This is a genomic window from Thalassospira sp. A3_1, from assembly GCF_017744215.1.
Classification (GTDB): Bacteria; Pseudomonadota; Alphaproteobacteria; order Rhodospirillales; family Thalassospiraceae; genus Thalassospira; species Thalassospira lucentensis_A.
This window is the reverse complement of record NZ_JAGHQQ010000004.1, coordinates 287,354-307,366: the sequence shown is the minus strand read 5'-3', so window position 1 is coordinate 307,366 and position 20,013 is coordinate 287,354. Positions and strand designations below refer to the sequence as shown.

The window sequence follows — 20,013 nt, the reverse complement described above, 5'->3', positions numbered from 1 at the left end:
ATTTGCAAGAAGTGCCGAGCTGACAGAAAAGACACTGGAACAGATGGCGTTTTCATGATGTCAAACCTTGTGCGGGGGCGCGCGTGCCGACGCAGGCGCCCGGATGGTGGCGTCTGCAACGTCGAATGATTGCGGGATGTCGGTCAGGATGATTGCGCGCTCATGCCCGATGGAGCGTATCGCATCGGGAAGGCTGAAAAACGTGCTGTTGATGCAGTTCGGGCAGGCGGGGCAATCGCATTTATCCGGTGCGGGGACCTGATTGCCATTCTGGTCGATCAAGATCGTTTCTGGTTGCTGACCGGCAACACATATCGTGATTTCAATAATGTCGCTGCTGATCGAATGCTTCGTCGTCTGTGCAAAAGTTTGACCGGCATTTGTCCCGATCAGGGAAAATGCGATCCAGAATGACAGGAATATACGAAGCATATTTTTCATAATGCTTCTTTATTCCATGTCGGGCAGACCTTGCTTGATAGAGGTCAAGTGCCCGAAATGAATGGGATTTAAATGAGCAGTCGGCCATGAAAAAATCACGAGGCGTTCATGATTTGGTTGCGCATGGTCGGCGCCGTTTATCTTGATGGCACAATAGATTGGGCAGCTTCTACAACAAGCGGGGCAATTTCTGCTTCTGCACGTTCGATGGGCCAGCGGATCGACGGCAGAGAACAGTGGATGGCGCCAACCGGTATTCCGTCAAAGGCCGGTAACCCGGAAAAACCGGTCAATGCGATCTCTCCAGAAGCCATTGCGCATTGCCAGTTGCGTTATGTGGTCGGCACGGATGCGGATGGCATTCTGCCGGCTTTGCGCCGCCAACTTGATAAGCATGGCTTTACTGACGTTGAAATCATTCCCTCGGCAAAGGGGTTCTTCCGGGCAACGCGGCTTGATCCGTCCCATCCGTGGGTCACGCGTGTGCGCGATTCAATCATCCAGACCACCGGAACCAAACCGGCAATCCTGCCCAATCTTGGCGGGTCGCTGCCCAATGATACATTTGCCTATATCCTTGATTTACCGACCGTCTGAGTGCCGCACTCCTATGCGTCATGCTCTCAGCATGCGCCCAACGAACACATCTTGCAAAGCCTCAGCCGACAGGCCCTGCAAATGATGGCCGGTGTGTTCTGGGATATCGGCGATACGGCTTGAAGCCGATTATGACGGGGGTTATCCAGTGCAACCCGATCTTACCGACGCGAGGATGAGCAATATGGCACGATATCGTTCCATCAGAACGGTGTCGTATCCGCTGAAGGCAGTCCTGATTGACGACCGTCAAGGAGTAGCAAGGCAAATCAGGTATACTCCAGCCATCGTCAATACATTGAGCTGTCCACTCCCCTGCACAATGTATCGAAGGGCCACAGTTCATCAGGCTGTGGCCCTTTTCATATCTGTATTCCGGATATGGATATTTGCGCGGTGGGGAAAATTATTCAGCCCGGGAACCAAGCGTTTCCCGGAGGTCCGCACCCGGAAGGCTGTGCAGGAAGCCATCCGCGAAGGCCAGATCGTTTTGCATTTCCTGCAATGATTGCCTGACCTCGTCAGACGAGGTTTCACCATCGATCAGACGACGGTAGAGATTGGCAACGCGCACCATATCAAGAGTGTGCGGTGAAATCCGGAAGGCGTTAACACCGGCATCTTTCAGATCATCAATAGCGGTTGATAATTCCAGATAGTGACTGGACAGGGTTTGCAGACCATTGACGGCAAGAAACGGTGTGTGATCCAGCGTTTCGACATCCATGCCATCAAGTGCCTCGCCACAGACATATCGGCAGCCGTCCTTGTGCAAGCCATGTGCGCGTGCAGAGTAACACCGGGCTGATATGGCAAGCGGGACACGACCGAATATCTGGACTTCGATCTCGGCCGTTTTACGCGCGCTGCAAAGGGCGTTAATCGATGGCATCGGCAATTCCCACGGAAGGGAGACGCGATGTGCACCATTGGCAATCAGATAGTCCAGGGTGCTTTCGTTATATGTATTGATATACGGCCCGACGACATGGGGGCGGCCGGAAAGCAGGCCGATGGAAGATATGTCGTTGGCTTCGATCAGAAGATCCGGCATCTCGGCAATTTCACGAAGCTGGGCGATCTCGCGTTCATTCATGACGAGGGCCAGTGTCGAGAAGACGACTTCCTTTCCGGCATTCTGAAGCCGTTCGATGATGTCGGGCAGATGTTTGTCAAAGAACGGCATGCGTTTGGCACAGACGACTTCACCAACATGGACTGTATCAACATCGATTTCATCGGCAATGCGGGCATAGAAATCCCGTTTGCGGTTTTCATCCCAGTGAAAAAGAATGGGCCCCATGACCAGTCTTGATTTCGTCATTGCCAGCTTCTCCGATAGGCACCTGTTGTATCTGCCTGACCTTCGCTAAGGGCGGCCAGATTGCCGCGTGCGCCGGTTTGCCCGTTTGCAATGCGGTCAAGGGACGCGCGGAACGCGCCGACTACCTGCGAGATATAGGCCTTGCCGCGCTGTCGCCCTTCGATCTTAAGCGCCGTTACACCGGCATCGGCGAGTTCGGGCAGGATGGCCGTGACGTCAAGGCTGGTGGGTTCTTCGAACAGATAACCGGCCTTGTCCATAGCGCGGAACCGGCCCTTGCACAGGGTGGGATATCCGACCTTTTCATCATTGCCGTAAACATTGATTGTAAAATTGCCAAGGCGGGAAACGGTGCTGTCGCCGCGTTCCTCGTAATGGACGTGGGCTGCTGGTGAACAAACGCCATTCATATTGGGGCTTTCCCCCGTGGCATAGGACGATAGTGAACAGCGGCCTTCGGCCATGACACACATGCCGCCAAAGGCGAAAACTTCGGTTTCCACCGAAATGCGCCGGTTCAACATCCGGATTTCTTCAAGCGACAGGACACGCGGCAGAACCACACGACGCACGCCAAATTCGCGGTGGTAAAAACGAATGGCTTCCTCGTTCGAGGCCGATGCCTGTACGGACAGATGCAGGCGCGCATCGGGATGTTTATCGCGCGCATAGCGCAGCAATCCGATATCAGCCAGAATGACTGCATCAACACCAATTGCAACCGCATCATCGACAGCCTTGTGCCAGATATCCTCGGAACCGGCATGCGGATAGGTGTTGCAGGCCAGATAGACATGCACGCCATGTTTATGCGCGAATGTAACGGCCTCGGCCAGCTCGGGTCGGGAAAAATTCAACCCCGGAAAGTTGCGGGCATTGGTCGCATCGCGGAAACCGCAATATACAACATCCGCACCGGCCTCGACGGCGGCACGCAGACTGGCGGGGGTTCCTGCCGGGCAAACTAGTTCCATGAAATCCCTGTATGTGTTTGTCGGTTATGAAGGATCAGGCAGGGCGAAATCATCACCCGCCAGCGCGATCTGAGCGGTGCGGTGCGTGCGACGTTTGATGGATTTCTGAAGCCCTGAAATGTTTTCCGCATGTCCGCTCAGACGCCGGTCAAGTCCGCCCAGACGTTTTTCAATCGGGGAAATCAGGGTATCGGCCACGCGGTCCATGTCCGATTGCATCTGGCGATATGCCGCTTCGGCGGCGCGCAGTGCCAGACGTGCAGCAGGTCCCAAGGCGCCGAAACTTTCAATGACGGCTGAACGCAGGTCTATTTCTTCGCCGTCCAGGGCATTGCGAAGGGCAACGACAAGGTCGGTCCGGCCCTCTATTCGTAATGCGCGCGAGAAAAACAGCGCGTCCCCGTCGGATTTTCCTTCGAGCAGTTCCAGAAGGGCCGGAAGCGGGCCGATGATCCGTGCCGCGATGATATTGTCATCCCCTTCATGGGCCGGGCGCAGGACGGGGAGCTCTGGATCAAGGGCAAGGAAAAGGTCGAGATCAAGATCCGTCGGGCATACGAGCAGGGCAAATGTTTCACGTTCGGTGACCCGTTCAAAAACGGGTTTGTGTCGGCGATACATGGTTGCCATGGCGTGCTGGCACAGGCGTTCAAGCGCGAATGCCGGAACATTTCGAACGATGGGGTTCATTAGCAGAAAGGGCGTAAATGACGGGCGTTTGATTGACACGGCGGACTCCGGACCACATTGGTGCCGGAAGTATTGTCCTGTTTGGGTTTTAAGGTGTTGATGTCCGTCAAATCACTGAAAGATTTGAATTTTTACGGTTCTTGATAAGGTGGAAAGGTTCTGCTTTTCCAAGACAGTATCGGGCAAGGGGAATTGCAAAATTCCGGGCAGGGCTACTTGACCATCGTCAACGTGACTTTTGGGAAGGTGCCTAAACTTGGTTGGATCAATATCCGGGGATGGAGGTCCGCCAGCATGCAATCCGATTTCACTCATGATCAGGAAGCTGCCAATTCAGCAAATCTGATCCATCGCAAGATCGGCGATCTGGTCGCAAGTTTTCCGGGGGCAACCCTGGTTTTACGACGTCATAAAATCGGATTTTGCTGTTCAAGCAACAAGTCGCTTGACGAGGTCACCAGTGCGAAAGGACTGGATGCCGGTCTGATTGCCCGTGAATTGTGCGATTTGCCCAAGGGGCCACTGACCTTGCCGGATCCAAATGATATCGATGCGTTCATCGATTTTATTCTGGATCGGTATCATCAGACCCATCGCGATGAACTGGCCGAGCTTATCCTGCTTGCCCGCAAGGTCGAGGCGGTTCACGGAGATCATCCGGAAGCCCCGGCGGGATTGGCCGACGCGCTGTTTGAAATGACGGAGAAGCTTGATTCCCATATGGCGAAAGAGGAAATGGTTCTGTTCCCGGCGATGCGCGAAATGCAACGCAACAGTGCCAGCACAATTCCCCTGATCATGCCGATCCATTGCATGCGCGAAGAACATGACGAGCATGCCGAAGCCATCCATAAGCTGCAAAAGCTGACCAACAATTTCACGTTGCCCGACGGTGTCTGTGGTTCATGGCGGGCGCTTTATTCCGGTACGGCCAAGCTGGTCGAAGACCTGGTGGCGCATATCCATCTTGAGAATGAAATATTGTTTCCGTGTTTTGAATAGCCTGACGCGGTTTGCCTTATCCTTCCTGCCGTGCATTTCCGACCCCACCTGCCCCGCCATCGTGCGGGGCTTTTTTCGTTTGACGGTAGTCAAGGTGGGAAACGTCCAGTCGGGAAATGATTGCCTGACGCCGTTTTGGGGACAGAGCGGCATAGAACTGCCAATCGGAGTGAGGATCCGTTCAAATGTCGGAACGACTGACAAAATCTGCCGCCCGAAACATCTTCTACGGCGGAACGATCTTCTTTCTGGTCATCTTTATCGGACTGACCTTGCACAGCCACAACTATATCGTCAACGAGTCCAGCAATCAGGATCAGCTGACGCCATCGGTTGTCGCCGGCAAGCATGTCTGGGAACGCAATTCATGCATCAACTGCCATACGCTTTTGGGAGAGGGTGCCTATTTCGCACCTGAACTTGGCAATGTCTGGGTGCGGTATGGCGGTAAAGATGATCCGGAAGGTGCGCGCGATATGCTTAAGGCATGGATGGCCGCACAGCCCACAGGCATCGAAGGCCGCCGCCAGATGCCGCAATTCAACCTTACAGATCAGGAGCTCGACGAGCTTGTCGACTTCCTGAAATGGACCAGTGAAATCGACACCCAGAGCTGGCCGCCAAACGAGGCGGGATAATCCGGTGCTGATGGAAACGAGGCTAGAATGAAATATCAATCGCAAAAGGTTGCGCTGTATTACATATACGGCGCGCTGACATTGTTCGCAGCCCAGATTCTGTTCGGCGTGGTGGCGGGCACTGTCTATGTTTTTCCAAACGTCTTGTCCGAACTGCTGCCGTTCAACGTCATTCGCATGATCCACACCAACGCCCTGATCGTCTGGTTGTTGATGGGCTATTTCGGGGCGGCTTATTATTTGCTGCCTGAAGAATGCGAAACCGAACTGCACAGCCCGAAAATGGCGATTATCCAGTTCTGGCTGTTCATGGCGGCAACCGCTGCCGCAGTTGTCGGATACATCCTTGGCTATCACGAAGGACGCGAGTTCCTTGAACAGCCATTGCCGATCAAGGTCGGTATCGTCGTGGTGGCGCTGATGTTCCTTTACAACACCACGCTGACACTGCTTAAGGGGCGGAAAACCGCAGTATCAAACGTACTGATGGTTGCCCTTTGGTTCGTCGCGTTGCTGTTCCTGTTTGCGTTCTATAACCCGTCCAACCTTGCGGTGGACAAGATGTACTGGTGGTATGTCGTGCATCTTTGGGTCGAAGGTGTGTGGGAACTGATCATGGCGTCGATCCTGGCGTTTCTGATGATCAAGATGACGGGTGTTGATCGCGAAGTCGTTGAAAAATGGCTTTATGTCATGGTTTCACTTTCGCTGTTTACCGGCATTCTGGGTACCGGCCATCACTATTACTGGATCGGAACCCCGGGATATTGGCAGTGGATCGGTAACGTGTTTTCGACGCTGGAAGTCGTTCCTTTCTTTGCCATGGTTGTTTTCTGCTTCTACATGGTTTGGAAAGGTGGTCGGGATCATCCGAACAAGGCGGCCCTACTTTGGTCGCTTGGCTGTTCGGTCATGGCGTTTTTTGGCGCGGGCGTATGGGGCTTCATGCATACCCTGTCGTCGATCAATTACTACACCCACGGAACACAGATTACCGCAGCACATGGCCATCTGGCTTTCTACGGGGCCTATGTGATGCTTAATCTGGCAATCTTCACCTATGCGCTGCCTTATCTTCGCGGGCGTGAACCTTATAACCAGCAGCTCAATATGTGGGGCTTCTGGATCACGACCAGTGCGATGGCATTCATGACCTTTACCCTGACATTTGCGGGTGTCGTTCAGACCCATCTGCAACGTGTTCTGGGGATGAATTACATGGAGGTGCAGGATCAGGTTGCCCTGTTCTACTGGATGCGTTTGGGAGCGGGGGTAGTCGTGCTGATCGGTGTCACCATGATCATCTGGTCGCTTGTGGTCGCACCGCGAGGTGGACGCGTAACCGCAGGGGCACGTCAGCCCGCCGAATGACGGCAATCAAGTCTGTGTGTTCGATTTCATGCTCTCTTCCATGACGACACATGGCGGACAACGACCGGTTGGTTCCCGCGACCGGTCGTTGTCATTTTCGGCCTTTCTATTTTCCAAGGAGCATTCACATGCAGACCGCTCTTAAAGACGTACTCCCAGATCAGGACGTTCCTTATTATCAGTCTACCGGCAATGAACAGCAGTTGTTTGAAACGGCTTGGCAGCAGCATCTGCCCTTGTTGCTGAAGGGACCGACCGGTTGCGGGAAAACGCGTTTTGTATCGCATATGGCGGCAAAGCTTGGTGTTCCGCTTTATACCGTTTCCTGCCATGACGATTTGACGGCGGCGGATCTGACGGGGCGCTATCTGATCAAGGGCGGGGAAACCGTTTGGGTGGATGGCCCGTTGACGCGCGCGGTCCGCCACGGTGGGATCTGCTATCTCGATGAGGTGGTGGAGGCGCGCAAGGACGTGACGGTGGTCCTGCACCCATTGACCGATGATCGGCGTCTTTTGCCGCTGGACCGGACGGGCGAGCTTCTGGAAGCGCCGGCCAATTTCATGCTGGTGGTGTCCTATAACCCCGGTTACCAGAACCTTCTGAAGCAACTGAAACCATCGACCCGGCAACGGTTTCTGGCGGTCGAGTTCGATTTCCCGGACGCGAAAACCGAAAAAGCGGTGATCATGCGTGAAACCGGGATCGATGTTGAACGCGCAGCCCTTCTGGTGCGTATCGCTGGCAATATTCGCAAGCTTACCGGGATTGATCTTGAAGAAGCGGTTTCAACCCGGTTGCTGGTTTATTGCGCGACACTTTTGATGGCCAATGTTGCATTTGATGACGCCATCAATGCCGCCATCATCGAACCTCTGTCGGATGATGCGGATATCAAGGCGGGCCTTCGCGAGGCCATCGGGATTATCCGGGGCTGACAGCCGGGAGGCGATGATGAGTTTCGATTTTCTGGAATTCGAAGAACAGGTCGGCATGATCTGGCACCGGATTGCGTCGCGCAATCAGGAAAGCTATCGCGATCATGCTGAGCACGCGATCACGTTTGCCGAATTGCGCAGCCATTTACCGGTGATCTTTCGCACCCTTGGTGGCGATCCGGCGCTGGAATTTGCCCAGATCGATAAACGGGTTTCGGGGCATCGGTTACGCTGGCGGCAGCGGATCGGTCTGGTGGATGAACAGATCACGATGGCCGAAATGAACGAGGCATCGGTAAAGCTGCCCGCGTCCATTTCACTGTTTCCGTCGCGTGACCTTAACCGTGATTTTTATATCTGGCTGATGGCATGGTTCGCGGTTTCGGAGCCGCAAACCATTTCGGCGGACATTGTGCAAAGCCCGTTATTGGCCGATATCATGCGGCTTTCCCGGGCACGACAAACCGATCGGGATGTGTGCCACAATTTCCCCGGTATCATTGGTTTGCGGCAACGCCTGTATGATGCGTTTCTGGCGTTGCGACCGGTTCGTCCCTTACCCCGACGCGAACAGCATATCGAAGAATGTGTTCTGAAGATTCTTGGGGTCACAGGGCAGCCGCATGAAAACGATTTGTGGCCCGTTGTTAACGCTGTCGGCACAGGTGTTGATATTGCGGGAATGATCAATATTGCGGGTTTGCAACCGCATCGTTATGCGCCGTTTCTTCCCGTTCCGCTTTGGGGCGAGGCCATTTGTTCGGGAACGGCCGGTCGTGTTGCCGATACCGACATGGACGAGGATGGAAATTCGTCAGATGGCAGTCAGGAACGCAAAAAGCGCGCCCGCCGGCGCAAGAATGATCAGGCTGGTCGCAATGATCCCCTCGCATTAAACCGGTTTGAAAAAATCCTTTCGATTGCCGAGATGGTCAATGTCAATCGACCGATGGATGACGAGGACGAGCAGGACGCAAAGAAAGCGGCTGACGAGCTTGACGAAATGGAAATTTCCGACTGCAAACGCAAAGCGGCAACCAAATTGCGTTTCGATCTGGATCTGCCGCCCCGCGAAGCCGATGAAGGACGCGTGATTGGTGAATGGACCTATCCGGAATGGGATTACCGTCATCAATCGTATCGCCCGGATTTCTGCAAAGTCATCATGCAATCCGGTGATGAAAAAGTCAGTGAGTGTGATGTTTGGCATCCGGGTGAAACCGAACGACGCCAAATCCGTCAGGTTCGCCGTCAATTCGAAGCGTTTCGGCCGCGCCATGAAACGCTGCGCGCGCAATGTGACGGAAGCGAGCTTGACCTTGAGGCATTGGTGCGCGCCCGCTGTGACCAGAAAGGCAGTGGAGAACTCAGCGACAGGCTGTATCTGAACACGGTTCGACGGGCACGCGATTTGTCGGTTGCGGTACTGGTCGATGTATCATTGTCGACCGATGCCTGGATACAGGATCAACGGGTTCTCGATGTTGAAAAGCAGGCGCTTTCGGTGCTGGCTGGTGGGCTGGATGCCTGCGGGGACGAATTTGGTGTCTTCAGCTTTACATCCCGTCGGCGCGACTGGGTGCGGATCAATGCGATCAAGAATTTCGACGAAGATTGGTCGCCCCGTACCCAGGAACGGATACAGAAGCTTCGGCCCGGTTATTACACCCGGTTGGGGGCTGCCATCCGCCATGTTGGAAAGCTGTTGGGAGATCGACCGCACCAACACCGGTTGATGCTGGTAATCACGGATGGCAAGCCAAATGATATCGACCATTACGAAGGTCGCTACGGCATAGAGGATAGCCGCCGTGCGGTACGTGAATGCCGAAAGGCAGGGCTTGGCCTTTTCGGTGTAACGGTCGATCAAAGGGCACAGGATTACTTCCCCTATATCTTTGGGGCAGGCGGGCACGCAATTGTCAGCAAGCTGGAAAACCTTCCTGCGGCCTTACCACGTATCTATCGCCAACTTGTACGTTGAAAACGGGGTGTCAGATGGGACACGATCAGGACACGGTTACGCAGCATGACGGTTTCGGCCTGAAGGATCATGACCCGCAATCTGCTTCGGATGCTTGGGGTGGGCTTGAAGCCTTGCCCGGGCATCCGTTGATGTGGGTTCTGATCCTGTCGGAACTGGTTGTCTTTGGGGCGTTTCTGTTGACATTTTCGGCGGCAAGAATTGGTGACCCGGCGGGATTTGCCAATGATCAGCTTCACCTTGATCGCGTTATGGGCGGGATCAATACGCTTATTCTTTTGACAAGCGGCCTTTTGGCTGTTTTTGCTGTGCGTGCCATTAAAAAGGATGCAGTTTTGCAATGCCGGGTCTGGCTGGCGGGGACGGCAGCTTTGGGTATCGTTTTTCTGATCGTGAAGCTTATTGAATATGGCACCAAAATCGATGCCGGGATCGGTTTGGAAACCAGCACGTTTTTCACGCTTTATTACCTGATCACCGGCTTTCACGCCCTGCATGTGGTGATGGGGCTTGGGGTGCTGGGCGTTGTTGCCATATGGCCGAACCTGACAAATATCGAAACCGGAACGGCATTCTGGCACATGATCGATATGGTCTGGGTATTGGTGTTTCCTGTGATCTATCTTTTGCGGTGAGGAAACCATGGACCGACATCTTCCAGTCGCGACAGAAACCGACGATATTTCAGCCTCGTCCACGATGCCAAGCGACGGGCATGGGCTTTCGTCGCGCACGGCCATTTTTGTCTGGTTGCTCGCCAGTGGCACGACCGTCATGTCGATGGTTCTTGCCCTGATCGGTGATGATCGTACAGGTGCGATGCTTGGCATTGTGCCCGCCATGACGATCATGATGGTCGGGAGCCTCAAGGCGTGGCTGATTTTGCGATATTATCTTGGACTTGGTCCATCTGCGGGCGGATGGCGGGGATTGTTCATCGCGTTTCTGATCGTGATTTTCGCAGGGGTTCTGGCCGCACAGGCAGCCGTGATTTTAATGAACCGCTAAGCCGTTTGAACCGGTTTTAATGGCTGGTGCCGGCGGAATAAGTGATTTTGTTGAACACGTTATATTTCCCAACCGGTTTTTTCATCGGGATGCGTTTGATTTCTTCGAATGTTTGGGCATCGTAAACAATGATTGCGCCGTCATCGTCCCAGATCGAGAGCAGCGCGTGTTTGCCGCTGCGATCAAATTCGACATGGGCCGCGACCTTACCGGGTTCGGGGCGGAGCGTTTTGACGATTTCGAGTGTGCGTTTATCGATGATATGGACCACGTCCTTGTCCGGGCCAAAGAATACATCGACCCAGGCATAAGGCGTGTTGTCATGGCTGCGGGTGAAAAATCCGGGGCCTTTTGTTGCGATGGTTTTGATGGTTTTCCAGCTTTCCATGTCGATGACGCTGATTTTGGAATCTTTCAGGTGCGGTGTCGCCAGCACCGAATGGCCCTGATAGTCAAAGGTGATGCCTGAACCAAGATGGGGCATGCCTTCCAGTGCGATATCGGCAACCTTTCGGCCGACATTCAGATTGATTACCTGCCCATCGCGGCCATTGCGCGCCGCCCCGATCAGGTGGCGATAATCCTGATCGAAGAAGAAATCATCCAGACCATCATCAAGATGAATACGCCTTACCGGAAAAGGGCCGTTCTGAACATCCAGTGCTTCGACCATATTGGCTTCGTAGTTGTGAACGAAACCGGGATAGACCGGACGTGGATCATCGGCATAGGAAATTTCCCAAACTTCGGGCAGGTCTTTCAGGGCGACGATAAAGCTATGGCGCGGTGGTGCGGTATATACCGCCGAAACACGCGATGATTTGCCATCATCACCGATAACGGCGAACTCGCGTATTGGTGTCAGATCCCGTGCATCCAGCAGAACCAGATTGTGCGGCAGCATGTTGCCCGCCATCACATATCGGCCGTCATCGGATACCGCCACATTTCGCGTATTCAGGCCGACCCGGATTTCAGCAACGGTTTGCAGGGAATAAAGGTCATACATCTGAACCCAGCCATCGCGCGACGCCAGATAGACAAAACGACCGTCCGGAGAATATTTCGCCCCGCCATGCAGGGCAAAGCGGGTCGGGAAACGATCAAGCGGTTCAAACGTGTCACCATTAAGTATCGTGACGTGATGATCGCCCGCCTCGACAATTGTGAACAGGTTTAAAGGATCACCTTCGAATTTTGGTTTGTCGGGCAGTTCCGCCGGATCGATGAAAACATCGTGACTTTGGACGATTTCGGACATGCCCCATTCTGGCGACCTGTCCATCGGTTGTCGCAACCAGTCTGCCAGAAGGGTGATTTCCGTTGCGGCAAGGGTTTCGCCAAAGGCCGGCATCTGCGTTGCCGCGCGGCCATCGCGAATGACATCCGAAATGCCGTTGCCGCGCAGTTTTTCGAGGCTTTCGGGCAAAAGGGCCGGACCCATTCCACCCAGCCGGTCGCCATTGTGACAGGCGGCACAATGCGTTGCATAGAGCGCGTTGGCATCGGCAATCTGGGCAGATGAAAGGGCGGTTTGGCCAAAGGCGTTTGTGGTGCTGATCAAACCGGATACCAATACCGTGCCAAGGCAAATCCGCGCCAAGGCAGCCTTGACGATGGTGGTCATGATGTGACCTCCACCTGACCGTGGCGTTTGGTTGCGGAAAACGGAACGGTTTCAAGACGGTTATGGTCGCCAGTAATGCCAAGTTCGGCATCATCAAGATAACAGCCGGGATCCTCGGCCCATGGATCACCGGTTAGTTGATAGGCGCGCGTTCGCGTGTTGCCGCCGCAAATATCGCGATATTGGCATTCGCCGCAGCGACCATGCACAAGACGGGGGCGTTGCTTTAGACCGGCCATCAAAGGATCGCTGACATCCTGCCAGATTTCCGAGAACGGCCGTTTCAGGACATTGCCCAATGTGTGTTGCCACCACATGGTATCGGGATGGACATTGCCCAGATTGTCGATATTGGCAACATTCACACCCGATGCGTTCCCGCCCCAGCGTTGCAGCATTTTCCCGATCTGGTTGGATGCCGCCGGGTAATGTTCGTCAATCCAGAGTTTCAGGAAAACCCCGTCAGCATCGTTGTTGCCCGTCACATAGTCGCGCGCGATGCCTGCCTTGACGTCTGCCTCGCAACGGGCAAACATCATCAAAAGTGCCTCGCGGGTCATATTGTAGAATGCATGGTCCTTGCGGTTGTGGTTTCCGCGACCGGCATAGTTCAGATGTGAAAAATAGAACTTGTCGATCTTTTCCTGTTCAACAAGGTCAAGAAGGCCGGGTAGGTCCTGATAATTTTCGCGGGTCATGGTGAAACGGATGCCAACCGGCAATCCGGCATCACGGCATAGTTTTGCTCCGCGAAGGGCAAGATCAAACCCGCCTTCAAGACGGCGGAAATAATCATGTGTTGCGCCAAGCCCGTCCAGACTGATGCCAACATAGTCATAATTGGCGGCTGCGATCTGATTGATGTTTTTATCATCGATCAGGGTTCCGTTGCTTGACAGTGCGACATAGAAACCAAGTTCCTTGGCATAGGCCGAAATATCAAAAATATCGGGCCGCATAAGCGGTTCGCCACCCGACAGGATCAGCACCGGAACATTGAAATCGCGCAGATTTTCCATGGTACTGAAAACCTGTTTTGTCGTCAGCTCGCCCGGGAAATCCTTATCAACGGCGGAGGCATAACAATGCCTGCAGGTCAGGTTGCACCGCCGGATCAGGTTCCAGATAACGACAGGCCCACGATTGGAAAGCGGGGCATGTTTGCGCGGGTTAGCAACGGGGATCGCGCCATTTTCGGCAATGTCGATGGCAGCACGGATATACTGGCTTAACCGCAACATTTCTTTTCTCCGCTTTTGCGCCAACGCAGGCCGGTTTTTTTAAGAATTCGGTTGCTGTAAAGAATGCGGTGGTCGCGGACATTCTCGCCCAAACGGTTGCGGATATCCTGAACCTTGGCCTCGACCGTTTCACGTGTCGTACCGTGGACCATGGCAAACAGGTTGAATGGCCAATCGGGCAGGTGGCGCGGCCTGCGATAGCAGTGCGATACGAAATCCAGCTTTCCGATCATCTCGCCCATGGCATCAACGGCTTCATCATTGATGTCCCAGACGCTCATGCCGTTGGCGCGATAGCCCAGCCGGTAATGGTTGGGAATGATGCCGATCCGCCGGATGACACCGACATCGTGCAACCGTTGCAGACGCTGTTCGACTTCATCCGGGCCAAGACCAAGACCCAGCGCGATATCCCCGTAAGGTGACGGCGTTAACGGCAATCCGGTTTGCGTCGCACGGATCAGGGCATGATCGATTTCATCAAGTTCCGGCAGTTCTGGTTGGTTCAGAAAGGAAATCATTGATCGGGAACCTCCAGATGCAATTCAAGGAAATATTCCCGTTCCTTTGGGAAACTCAGCACCCGAAGGCCGGTTGCGTTTTCGATCCGGGTGATGACGTGCTGAAGTTTTTTTTCATCCTCGGCAAGGATCACGAACCACATATTCAGCGCATCTTCACGGGCGTAATTGTGAGCGACTTCGTCAAACGCGTTGACCTGTTCCGCGACCTCGTCAAAGCGATCGGATGGTACGGCAATCGCGGCAAGGGTCACGGCACCACCCAGTCTTTCGGTGTTGTAAAGCGGGCCGAACCGGCTGACATATCCATCCGCGATCAGGTTTTTCACGCCGTCAATAATCGTTTCCTCGTCATAGCCAAGACGGTCGGCCAGAACCTGAAACGGGTGGGCGCAGATCGGGAAACCACCCTGAAGATTATTGATCAGATCGCGTTCAAGCTTGTTCATGGTACTTCCCTGATTTTATCGGGAACGGGATCGTCTGCGTCGATGCAGGTCCGGATGCGGATAGGGATGCTGACGCCGTCGGGGCACCATATTTTCCGGCCCGCTGGGTGAAGCATTGCTTGCTGAACAGAACCTTATGAGGGGTGTCGTAAAGTTCCAGACGTGCCATCAGATGGCGGATTTGTGCCCGGACGGTCAGCCGGTCACGACCATGGATCATGCAATAAAGATTGTATGGCCAGACCCCGGCAACCCGTTCCCGACGATAACACAAGGTGACATAGGGCAGTGTCGCCATGGCCTTGCCAATGTCGGATGCCGCATCATCACCGATATCGAAAACGCACATCGCATTGGCCTGATAACCAAGTGCGCGATGACGGATGATCATGCCAAAACGGTTGATAACCTTGTGGGCGATAAGCTGTTCAAGCGTTTCGATCACCGTTTCCTCGGTCGTGCCGAGGTCATTGGCAATATTTGCGTAGGGACGTTTGCCGATTGGCAAGCCGTCGCGCAGTCTTTTGATCAGCTGGTGTTGAAGCTCGCTCAGTTCCATTTCAACGCAAATCCCAAATCGAGACGGTAATGTTCGATCATCGGCATCCGATATACCGGGAAGCCTGTCTTGGCTTCGATTGCCTTGATTGTCGTGTCCAGACTGGCCTGATCGGCGGTGGTCACGACGAACCATAGATTGAGTTTATCTTCGCGTTCGTAATTGTGATTGATTTCGGTAAAGTGGCTGACTTGGGCGGCAATTTTTTCAAGCTGATCATCTGGAACTTCCATCGCCGCAAGGCTTGATGCCCCTGCGCGCCCGGTCGCATAGGTCGCGCCAATCCGGTCGAGATAACCTTTGTCCTTCAAATCGGAAATGGCGGAAATCACCGTGTCTTCGTTGGTGCCCAGTTCTTTGGCGATGGTTTCAAACGGGCGTGGTGTCGTCGGGAAACCGCGCTGAAAATGTTCGATCAGCAGGGTTTGTAGGCGGGTGAGTTCGGTGCTCATGATGGCCTCCTACAACCCGATCCGACCGGCACGGTCAGACATGAAAATACCACTGGGACTGGGGAGCGGAAGTTCGGCAATCGGCTGGAGCGTGTAGGGATTGTATCCAACGACCTTGTTGTCATCACGAACGGACAGCCAGACCTGATCGCCACGTGGACTGAATTCCATATGCAGGACACCGGTGCCGGGTTTCAGTTCCCCCACGATTGCCAGACTTTCCGTGTCGATTATCTGGACCGTGTCGTAATCCGGGACCGAGAAATTGACCCAGACATGCCTGTTATCGGGATGGGCCATGACGAAAACGGGCTGTCCATGGACGGGAATACGTCCGATCTGCTGCCAGTTTTCGGTGTCAATCACGAGAACTTCGTGGCGACCGATGGCCGGTACAAATGCGCGTTTCCCCGCAATCGCCCAGCCTTCAAGATGGGGCATTTTGTAAACGGGTAAGCGTTCTTCACCCATGCCATAATGATCAAGGATGCGGCGCACGCCATTTTCCGGATGCCAAAGATCAAGCAATGCCATGCCGTCTTCGCCAAACAGACCGGCAATGTAATAACGACCGTCGGATGTGATCAGCGCATCATAGGGCTGTGTTCCGATATCTTTGTAGCGGCTGATCTTTGGTTCGTTGCCGGTTGAGAAGTCGGCTATCCAGATTTCGCCGGAATCCCAAAGGCTGAAAACAAACCGGTTCCCTGGCGCATCAACCAGCCCGATGACTTTTGAACGATCCGAACTGCCGTCAATGCTTGCAGGAATATCGGCCAACAGTTCGAGGGTTTCACTATCGAAAACGCGGACACCGCCGGGTTCGTAATTGGCAACCGCCACCAGTCTGCCGTCCTGGCTGATGGCTCCGCCAATACTGTTGCCCGCTTGCAAGGTTCTAACGACAACTTCATGTTTGAGAATGTCTACCTTGGTCAATCCCCCGTCGCGGCCAAAGACGAATGCGAACCGTCCGTCCCGGGAATAGACGATCGACGCATGTGATAGATCACCAAGGCCTTCAACGATACCGATAAATTGCCGGGTACTGGTGTCAAGGATGACAACTTCGCCAGTGGCCCGGGCAACGACGGTTGCCAGATCAGCCGTCCCGCGAACGGATGAGATATTTGCGCAGCCCGCCAAAAGCAAAATGCCCCCAACAACCAAAAGGTTGCGGGTTGCCTGTAACGCGGTGGAAGGAATGCGGGCCGAAAATGCAATGCGCATCATTCGGGTTCTCCTGTTTTCAGATAGCGGGCCATCCACGTGGCCTCATCGGGTGTCACGATTGCGCGCCAGGGCGGCATGGCTGTTCCTGGCAATCCGTCGAGGATGATGGTTGTCAAATCCTCGACGCTGTAAGCCGCAAGGTTTTCCGGTAAAAGGGGCGATCCCAGACCTCCCTTAAACGTTAGGCCATGACAGGAACCGCAATCCTGACGCACCATTTGCTCCAGCGCATGGGGGCTTCGGGAAGAAGTCGCGTTTTCCGCACTTACTGAATAGGTCCCTGCCAAAGTGAGCGTGGTGATCAGGATCACGAGGGAACTACGCAGTATGGGCATAACGTAGACCCCCATCGGGAAAGTCGGGTGCTGCGTTTTGGTCAAACCGGCTTTCGGATAGAAGTTCGGCCTCGGGCAGTGATAGTCGATCAGCCAGTGAAATGACGCGGCCAATGACGATCATGCAGGGCGGATCAAAATCCAGCCGGTTCAGGTCGTCACAGACATTGCCCAATGTGCTGCGGAAATGTCTTTGATCCGGTGTTGAACCATTTTCGATAATCATCACCGGCGTATCGGTGGGCAACCCATGTTCAAGCAGTTTGCCCGCGATTACCGGCATGGTTTTTACGCCCATGTAAATCGCAAGCGTCGTGTCCGGATCGGCAAGGGAACGCCAGTCATGATGCGGTTCGACATCTGCCTGCATATGGCCGGTGACAAAGCGCACACTGGTTGCCAGACCGCGATGGGTCAGCGGTAGATTAAGTTGTGCCATGCATCCTGCGGCGGCTGTAATTCCGGGAACAACTTCAAACGGAACATCATGCAGGCTGAGCCATTCGGCCTCTTCACCCCCGCGTCCGAAAATATACGGATCCCCGCCCTTCAGACGAACGATGTGGCAATGTTTTCTGGCCATATGAACCAGAAGCGTATTGATTTCGGACTGCTTCAGGCTGTGGGATCCTGTGGATTTTCCGACATAAACGCGTTCTGCAAACGGGTTGGCCAGTTCAAGTATTTCATCGGAGACAAGCCGGTCATAGATAACGGCATCCGCGCGGTCGAGAAGACGTGCTGCCTTTATGGTCAGCAATTCAGGATCGCCTGGCCCGGCTCCGACAAGATAAATACGCCCGGATTTTTGCATGACTTTTCCCCTGTTTTGGCAAGGTTTCAAATGCGGGAAGTCCGGAGGCCGTGAATGGCCTCCGGCTCAGCAGATCAGTAGATGTCGTGTTGGGTGTTGTAGATGTTGAATTTGCCCGTCGGGGTCACAAGGCGATCATCTTTGATGACCTTCTTGAGCTTCCGGGTTTTGTCATCAACAATCACAATGGCTGACTTTTCAGCTTTGCCGTTCCAGACAGAGAACCAGATTTCGGTACCCTGTTTGTTGTATTCACCCTGAACAACGCGCTGGGCACCTTCGTCGCCAAGATCAGCCCATTCGGCAATCGGCAGTGTTTCAACACCGGTATCAAGATTATTAATATCGAGTACACCAACCGAATGATAAATCTCGGCATCCGAGTTCAGCGGTGCATCAACCCACAGATTGGTCGATTTCGGGTGGGTTTTGATAAACAGCGACCCGCCGCCGAGCCCGTCAATGGATGCCGCCATTTTCCACGCATTTTCCGGATGTTTTTCCGGATCGGTACCGATCAATGCAATGGTGTCATCGCCAAGATGGCTGGTTGCCCAGACCGGGCCGAGTTCCGGATGAATAAAGTTCGCCCCGCGACCCGGATGCGGTTTGATACCAACATCGACAATCCCGCTTAGCTTGCGTTCCTTGGTATCAATGACGGCAACGCGGTCCCGTGCGTTGGCCGCGACAAGGAAATACCGGCCCGTTGCGTCAAAACCACCGTCATGCAGGAACCGTTCCGCACTGATCGAGGTGACCTGAAGGGCGTCAAGATCCTGATAGTTGACCAGAAGAACTTGACCCGTTTCCTTGACGTTAACCACGAATTCCGGGTTGTAGTGCGATGCCACGATGGACGCGACACGGGGTTCCGGATGGTATTCCTGTTCGTCATAGGTCATGCCGCGGGTCGAAACGATCTTGAGCGGTTCAAGAGTTTCCCCATCCATGATCGTATATTGCGGCGGCCAGTACGAACCGGCGATGGCGTATTTGTCTTCCCATCCCTTCATTTTGGATGTTTCGACAGACCGTGCTTCGAGACCGACTTTAAGCGATGCGACGACCTGAGGGTCTTTCATCCACAAATCAATCATGTCGATTTTGGCATCACGACCGATAACCAGCAGATATCGACCCGAAGCAGATACACGAGAAATGTGAACAGCATATCCGGTATCGATCACATATTTGATCTTGTAGTCATGACCGTCGATAAGGGCGATCTGACCTGCATCACGAAGTGTTACCGAGAACAAGTTTTCGATATCAAGATCGTTCATCTTCTTGGTCGGACGCTGGTCAACCGGAACGACGACTTTCCAGCTTTCCTTCATGGCTTCCATACCCCATTCCGGCGGCTGGGGCGGGTCCTGCAGGACATAGCGGGCCATGATGTCGACCTGTTCTTCGGACAGTTCGCCCGACGTTCCCCAGTTCGGCATCCCCCCAGGGGATCCATAGGTAATGAAATCATGCAGATATTCGTAACCAAGATCGCGGGTGCGGTCCGTTGTCAGGGCAGGGCCGGTTGCACCATTGCGCAAAACGCCGTGGCAACCTGCGCAACGTTCAAAGAAAATCTTGCGGCCCTGGTTGAATTCATCGGCCGTCATCGTTGGCACACCTTCGTGTGTACCGGGTTGCGACCCATCGGTCGGAAGTGACTCGAGGCTGGGTTCATAGGTGCTTTCGCTTTCAGGATGTTTTTCCTGGGCGATTGCCACCGAGGCAAAGATAAGGCCGAAACCAAGTGCAAGCGGCGCTGCCGACCGTCTCAGCCGAGTTGTGAGTTTCATGCGTCCCTCCATT

At 54.1% G+C, this 20,013-nt stretch carries 22 protein-coding genes; 8 read left to right on the top strand and 14 right to left on the bottom strand.

The genetic code is table 11. The annotated features are described in order from the left end of the window. Positions 1-60 precede the first annotated feature (60 nt). Positions 61-441 carry a hypothetical protein gene (locus J7395_RS18070; protein WP_209222937.1) on the bottom strand — a complete coding sequence of 127 codons (381 nt, stop codon included), beginning with the start codon at positions 439-441 and terminating at the stop codon, positions 61-63. 108 nt (positions 442-549) lie between these two features. On the opposite strand from J7395_RS18070, the gene J7395_RS18065 reads away from it, so the two are divergent. Continuing rightward, positions 550-1,038: a hypothetical protein gene (locus J7395_RS18065; RefSeq protein WP_209222935.1), complete on the top strand. Its 489-nt coding sequence runs from the start codon at positions 550-552 to the stop codon at positions 1,036-1,038. A gap of 406 nt (positions 1,039-1,444) precedes the next feature. Here the strand turns inward: J7395_RS18065 and J7395_RS18060 are convergent, their stop codons facing one another. The 3 genes from J7395_RS18060 to J7395_RS18050 are packed head-to-tail and all read right to left on the bottom strand — an operon-like array spanning position 1,445 to position 4,065. Continuing rightward, the gene (locus J7395_RS18060; protein WP_209222933.1) at positions 1,445-2,362 is read right to left on the bottom strand and encodes a U32 family peptidase; all 918 of its coding nucleotides are present in this window, start codon (positions 2,360-2,362) and stop codon (positions 1,445-1,447) included. Then, positions 2,359-3,336 carry a peptidase U32 family protein gene (locus J7395_RS18055; RefSeq protein ID WP_209222931.1) on the bottom strand — a complete coding sequence of 326 codons (978 nt, stop codon included), beginning with the start codon at positions 3,334-3,336 and terminating at the stop codon, positions 2,359-2,361. Before J7395_RS18055 ends, J7395_RS18060 begins: the two co-directional genes overlap by 4 nt. A gap of 24 nt (positions 3,337-3,360) precedes the next feature. After that, positions 3,361-4,065 (bottom strand): SCP2 sterol-binding domain-containing protein, encoded by a 705-nt coding sequence (locus J7395_RS18050; protein WP_348541245.1) that lies wholly within the window; start codon positions 4,063-4,065, stop codon positions 3,361-3,363. 255 nt (positions 4,066-4,320) lie between these two features. Here J7395_RS18050 and J7395_RS18045 point away from each other — a divergent pair, with 255 nt between their 5' ends. The 7 genes from J7395_RS18045 (at position 4,321) to J7395_RS18015 (ending at position 10,967) form a co-directional block, all read left to right on the top strand. Next, complete coding sequence (locus tag J7395_RS18045; RefSeq protein WP_209222929.1) at positions 4,321-5,028, top strand: DUF542 domain-containing protein; 708 nt, start codon at positions 4,321-4,323, stop codon at positions 5,026-5,028. A gap of 185 nt (positions 5,029-5,213) precedes the next feature. Beyond that, entirely contained in the window at positions 5,214-5,666 is a 453-nt protein-coding gene (locus J7395_RS18040) for a cytochrome c (RefSeq protein WP_209222927.1), read from the top strand. 27 nt (positions 5,667-5,693) lie between these two features. After that, the gene (locus J7395_RS18035; protein WP_209222925.1) at positions 5,694-7,037 is read left to right on the top strand and encodes a cbb3-type cytochrome c oxidase subunit I; all 1,344 of its coding nucleotides are present in this window, start codon (positions 5,694-5,696) and stop codon (positions 7,035-7,037) included. 128 nt (positions 7,038-7,165) lie between these two features. After that, positions 7,166-7,975: a CbbQ/NirQ/NorQ/GpvN family protein gene (locus J7395_RS18030; protein WP_209222923.1), complete on the top strand. Its 810-nt coding sequence runs from the start codon at positions 7,166-7,168 to the stop codon at positions 7,973-7,975. A 13-nt stretch (positions 7,976-7,988) separates the two neighbouring features. Beyond that, positions 7,989-9,959, top strand: a complete 1,971-nt coding sequence (locus J7395_RS18025) for a VWA domain-containing protein (RefSeq protein ID WP_209222921.1) — start codon at positions 7,989-7,991, stop codon at positions 9,957-9,959. A 14-nt stretch (positions 9,960-9,973) separates the two neighbouring features. Beyond that, complete coding sequence (locus J7395_RS18020; protein ID WP_247742263.1) at positions 9,974-10,594, top strand: cytochrome c oxidase subunit 3 family protein; 621 nt, start codon at positions 9,974-9,976, stop codon at positions 10,592-10,594. Positions 10,595-10,601: 7 nt separating this feature from the next. Next, positions 10,602-10,967 (top strand): cytochrome C oxidase subunit IV family protein, encoded by a 366-nt coding sequence (locus J7395_RS18015; RefSeq protein WP_209222919.1) that lies wholly within the window; start codon positions 10,602-10,604, stop codon positions 10,965-10,967. Positions 10,968-10,983: 16 nt separating this feature from the next. Here J7395_RS18015 and J7395_RS18010 read toward each other — a convergent pair whose 3' ends face one another. The 10 genes from J7395_RS18010 to J7395_RS17965 all read right to left on the bottom strand — a co-directional run bounded on the left by J7395_RS18010 (position 10,984) and on the right by J7395_RS17965 (position 20,000). Then, positions 10,984-12,594, bottom strand: a complete 1,611-nt coding sequence (locus tag J7395_RS18010) for a nitrite reductase (RefSeq protein ID WP_209222917.1) — start codon at positions 12,592-12,594, stop codon at positions 10,984-10,986. Further along, on the bottom strand, positions 12,591-13,835 hold the full coding sequence (nirJ, locus tag J7395_RS18005; RefSeq protein WP_209222915.1) for a heme d1 biosynthesis radical SAM protein NirJ: 1,245 nt from the start codon (positions 13,833-13,835) through the stop codon (positions 12,591-12,593). Before nirJ ends, J7395_RS18010 begins: the two co-directional genes overlap by 4 nt. After that, entirely contained in the window at positions 13,823-14,356 is a 534-nt protein-coding gene (locus J7395_RS18000) for an Lrp/AsnC family transcriptional regulator (protein ID WP_209222913.1), read from the bottom strand. Before J7395_RS18000 ends, nirJ begins: the two co-directional genes overlap by 13 nt. After that, positions 14,353-14,805, bottom strand: coding sequence for an Lrp/AsnC family transcriptional regulator (locus tag J7395_RS17995; protein WP_209222911.1), 453 nt, complete (start codon positions 14,803-14,805; stop codon positions 14,353-14,355). The genes J7395_RS18000 and J7395_RS17995 overlap by 4 nt, the downstream gene beginning before the upstream one ends. Next, positions 14,792-15,364 carry an Lrp/AsnC family transcriptional regulator gene (locus J7395_RS17990; protein ID WP_209222909.1) on the bottom strand — a complete coding sequence of 191 codons (573 nt, stop codon included), beginning with the start codon at positions 15,362-15,364 and terminating at the stop codon, positions 14,792-14,794. The genes J7395_RS17995 and J7395_RS17990 overlap by 14 nt, the downstream gene beginning before the upstream one ends. Further along, positions 15,355-15,816 (bottom strand): helix-turn-helix domain-containing protein, encoded by a 462-nt coding sequence (locus J7395_RS17985; RefSeq protein ID WP_209222907.1) that lies wholly within the window; start codon positions 15,814-15,816, stop codon positions 15,355-15,357. The genes J7395_RS17990 and J7395_RS17985 overlap by 10 nt, the downstream gene beginning before the upstream one ends. Before the next feature lie 9 nt (positions 15,817-15,825). Then, positions 15,826-17,049 carry a cytochrome D1 domain-containing protein gene (locus J7395_RS17980; protein WP_247742262.1) on the bottom strand — a complete coding sequence of 408 codons (1,224 nt, stop codon included), beginning with the start codon at positions 17,047-17,049 and terminating at the stop codon, positions 15,826-15,828. Further along, on the bottom strand, positions 17,046-17,384 hold the full coding sequence (locus J7395_RS17975) for a cytochrome c (protein WP_209222905.1): 339 nt from the start codon (positions 17,382-17,384) through the stop codon (positions 17,046-17,048). The genes J7395_RS17980 and J7395_RS17975 overlap by 4 nt, the downstream gene beginning before the upstream one ends. Further along, positions 17,368-18,198 (bottom strand): uroporphyrinogen-III C-methyltransferase, encoded by an 831-nt coding sequence (gene cobA / locus J7395_RS17970; protein ID WP_209222903.1) that lies wholly within the window; start codon positions 18,196-18,198, stop codon positions 17,368-17,370. Before cobA ends, J7395_RS17975 begins: the two co-directional genes overlap by 17 nt. Positions 18,199-18,272: 74 nt before the next feature. Then, a complete protein-coding gene (locus J7395_RS17965) occupies positions 18,273-20,000 on the bottom strand; it encodes a nitrite reductase (protein WP_209222901.1) in 1,728 nt (575 codons plus the stop codon). Positions 20,001-20,013: the final 13 nt, after the last annotated feature.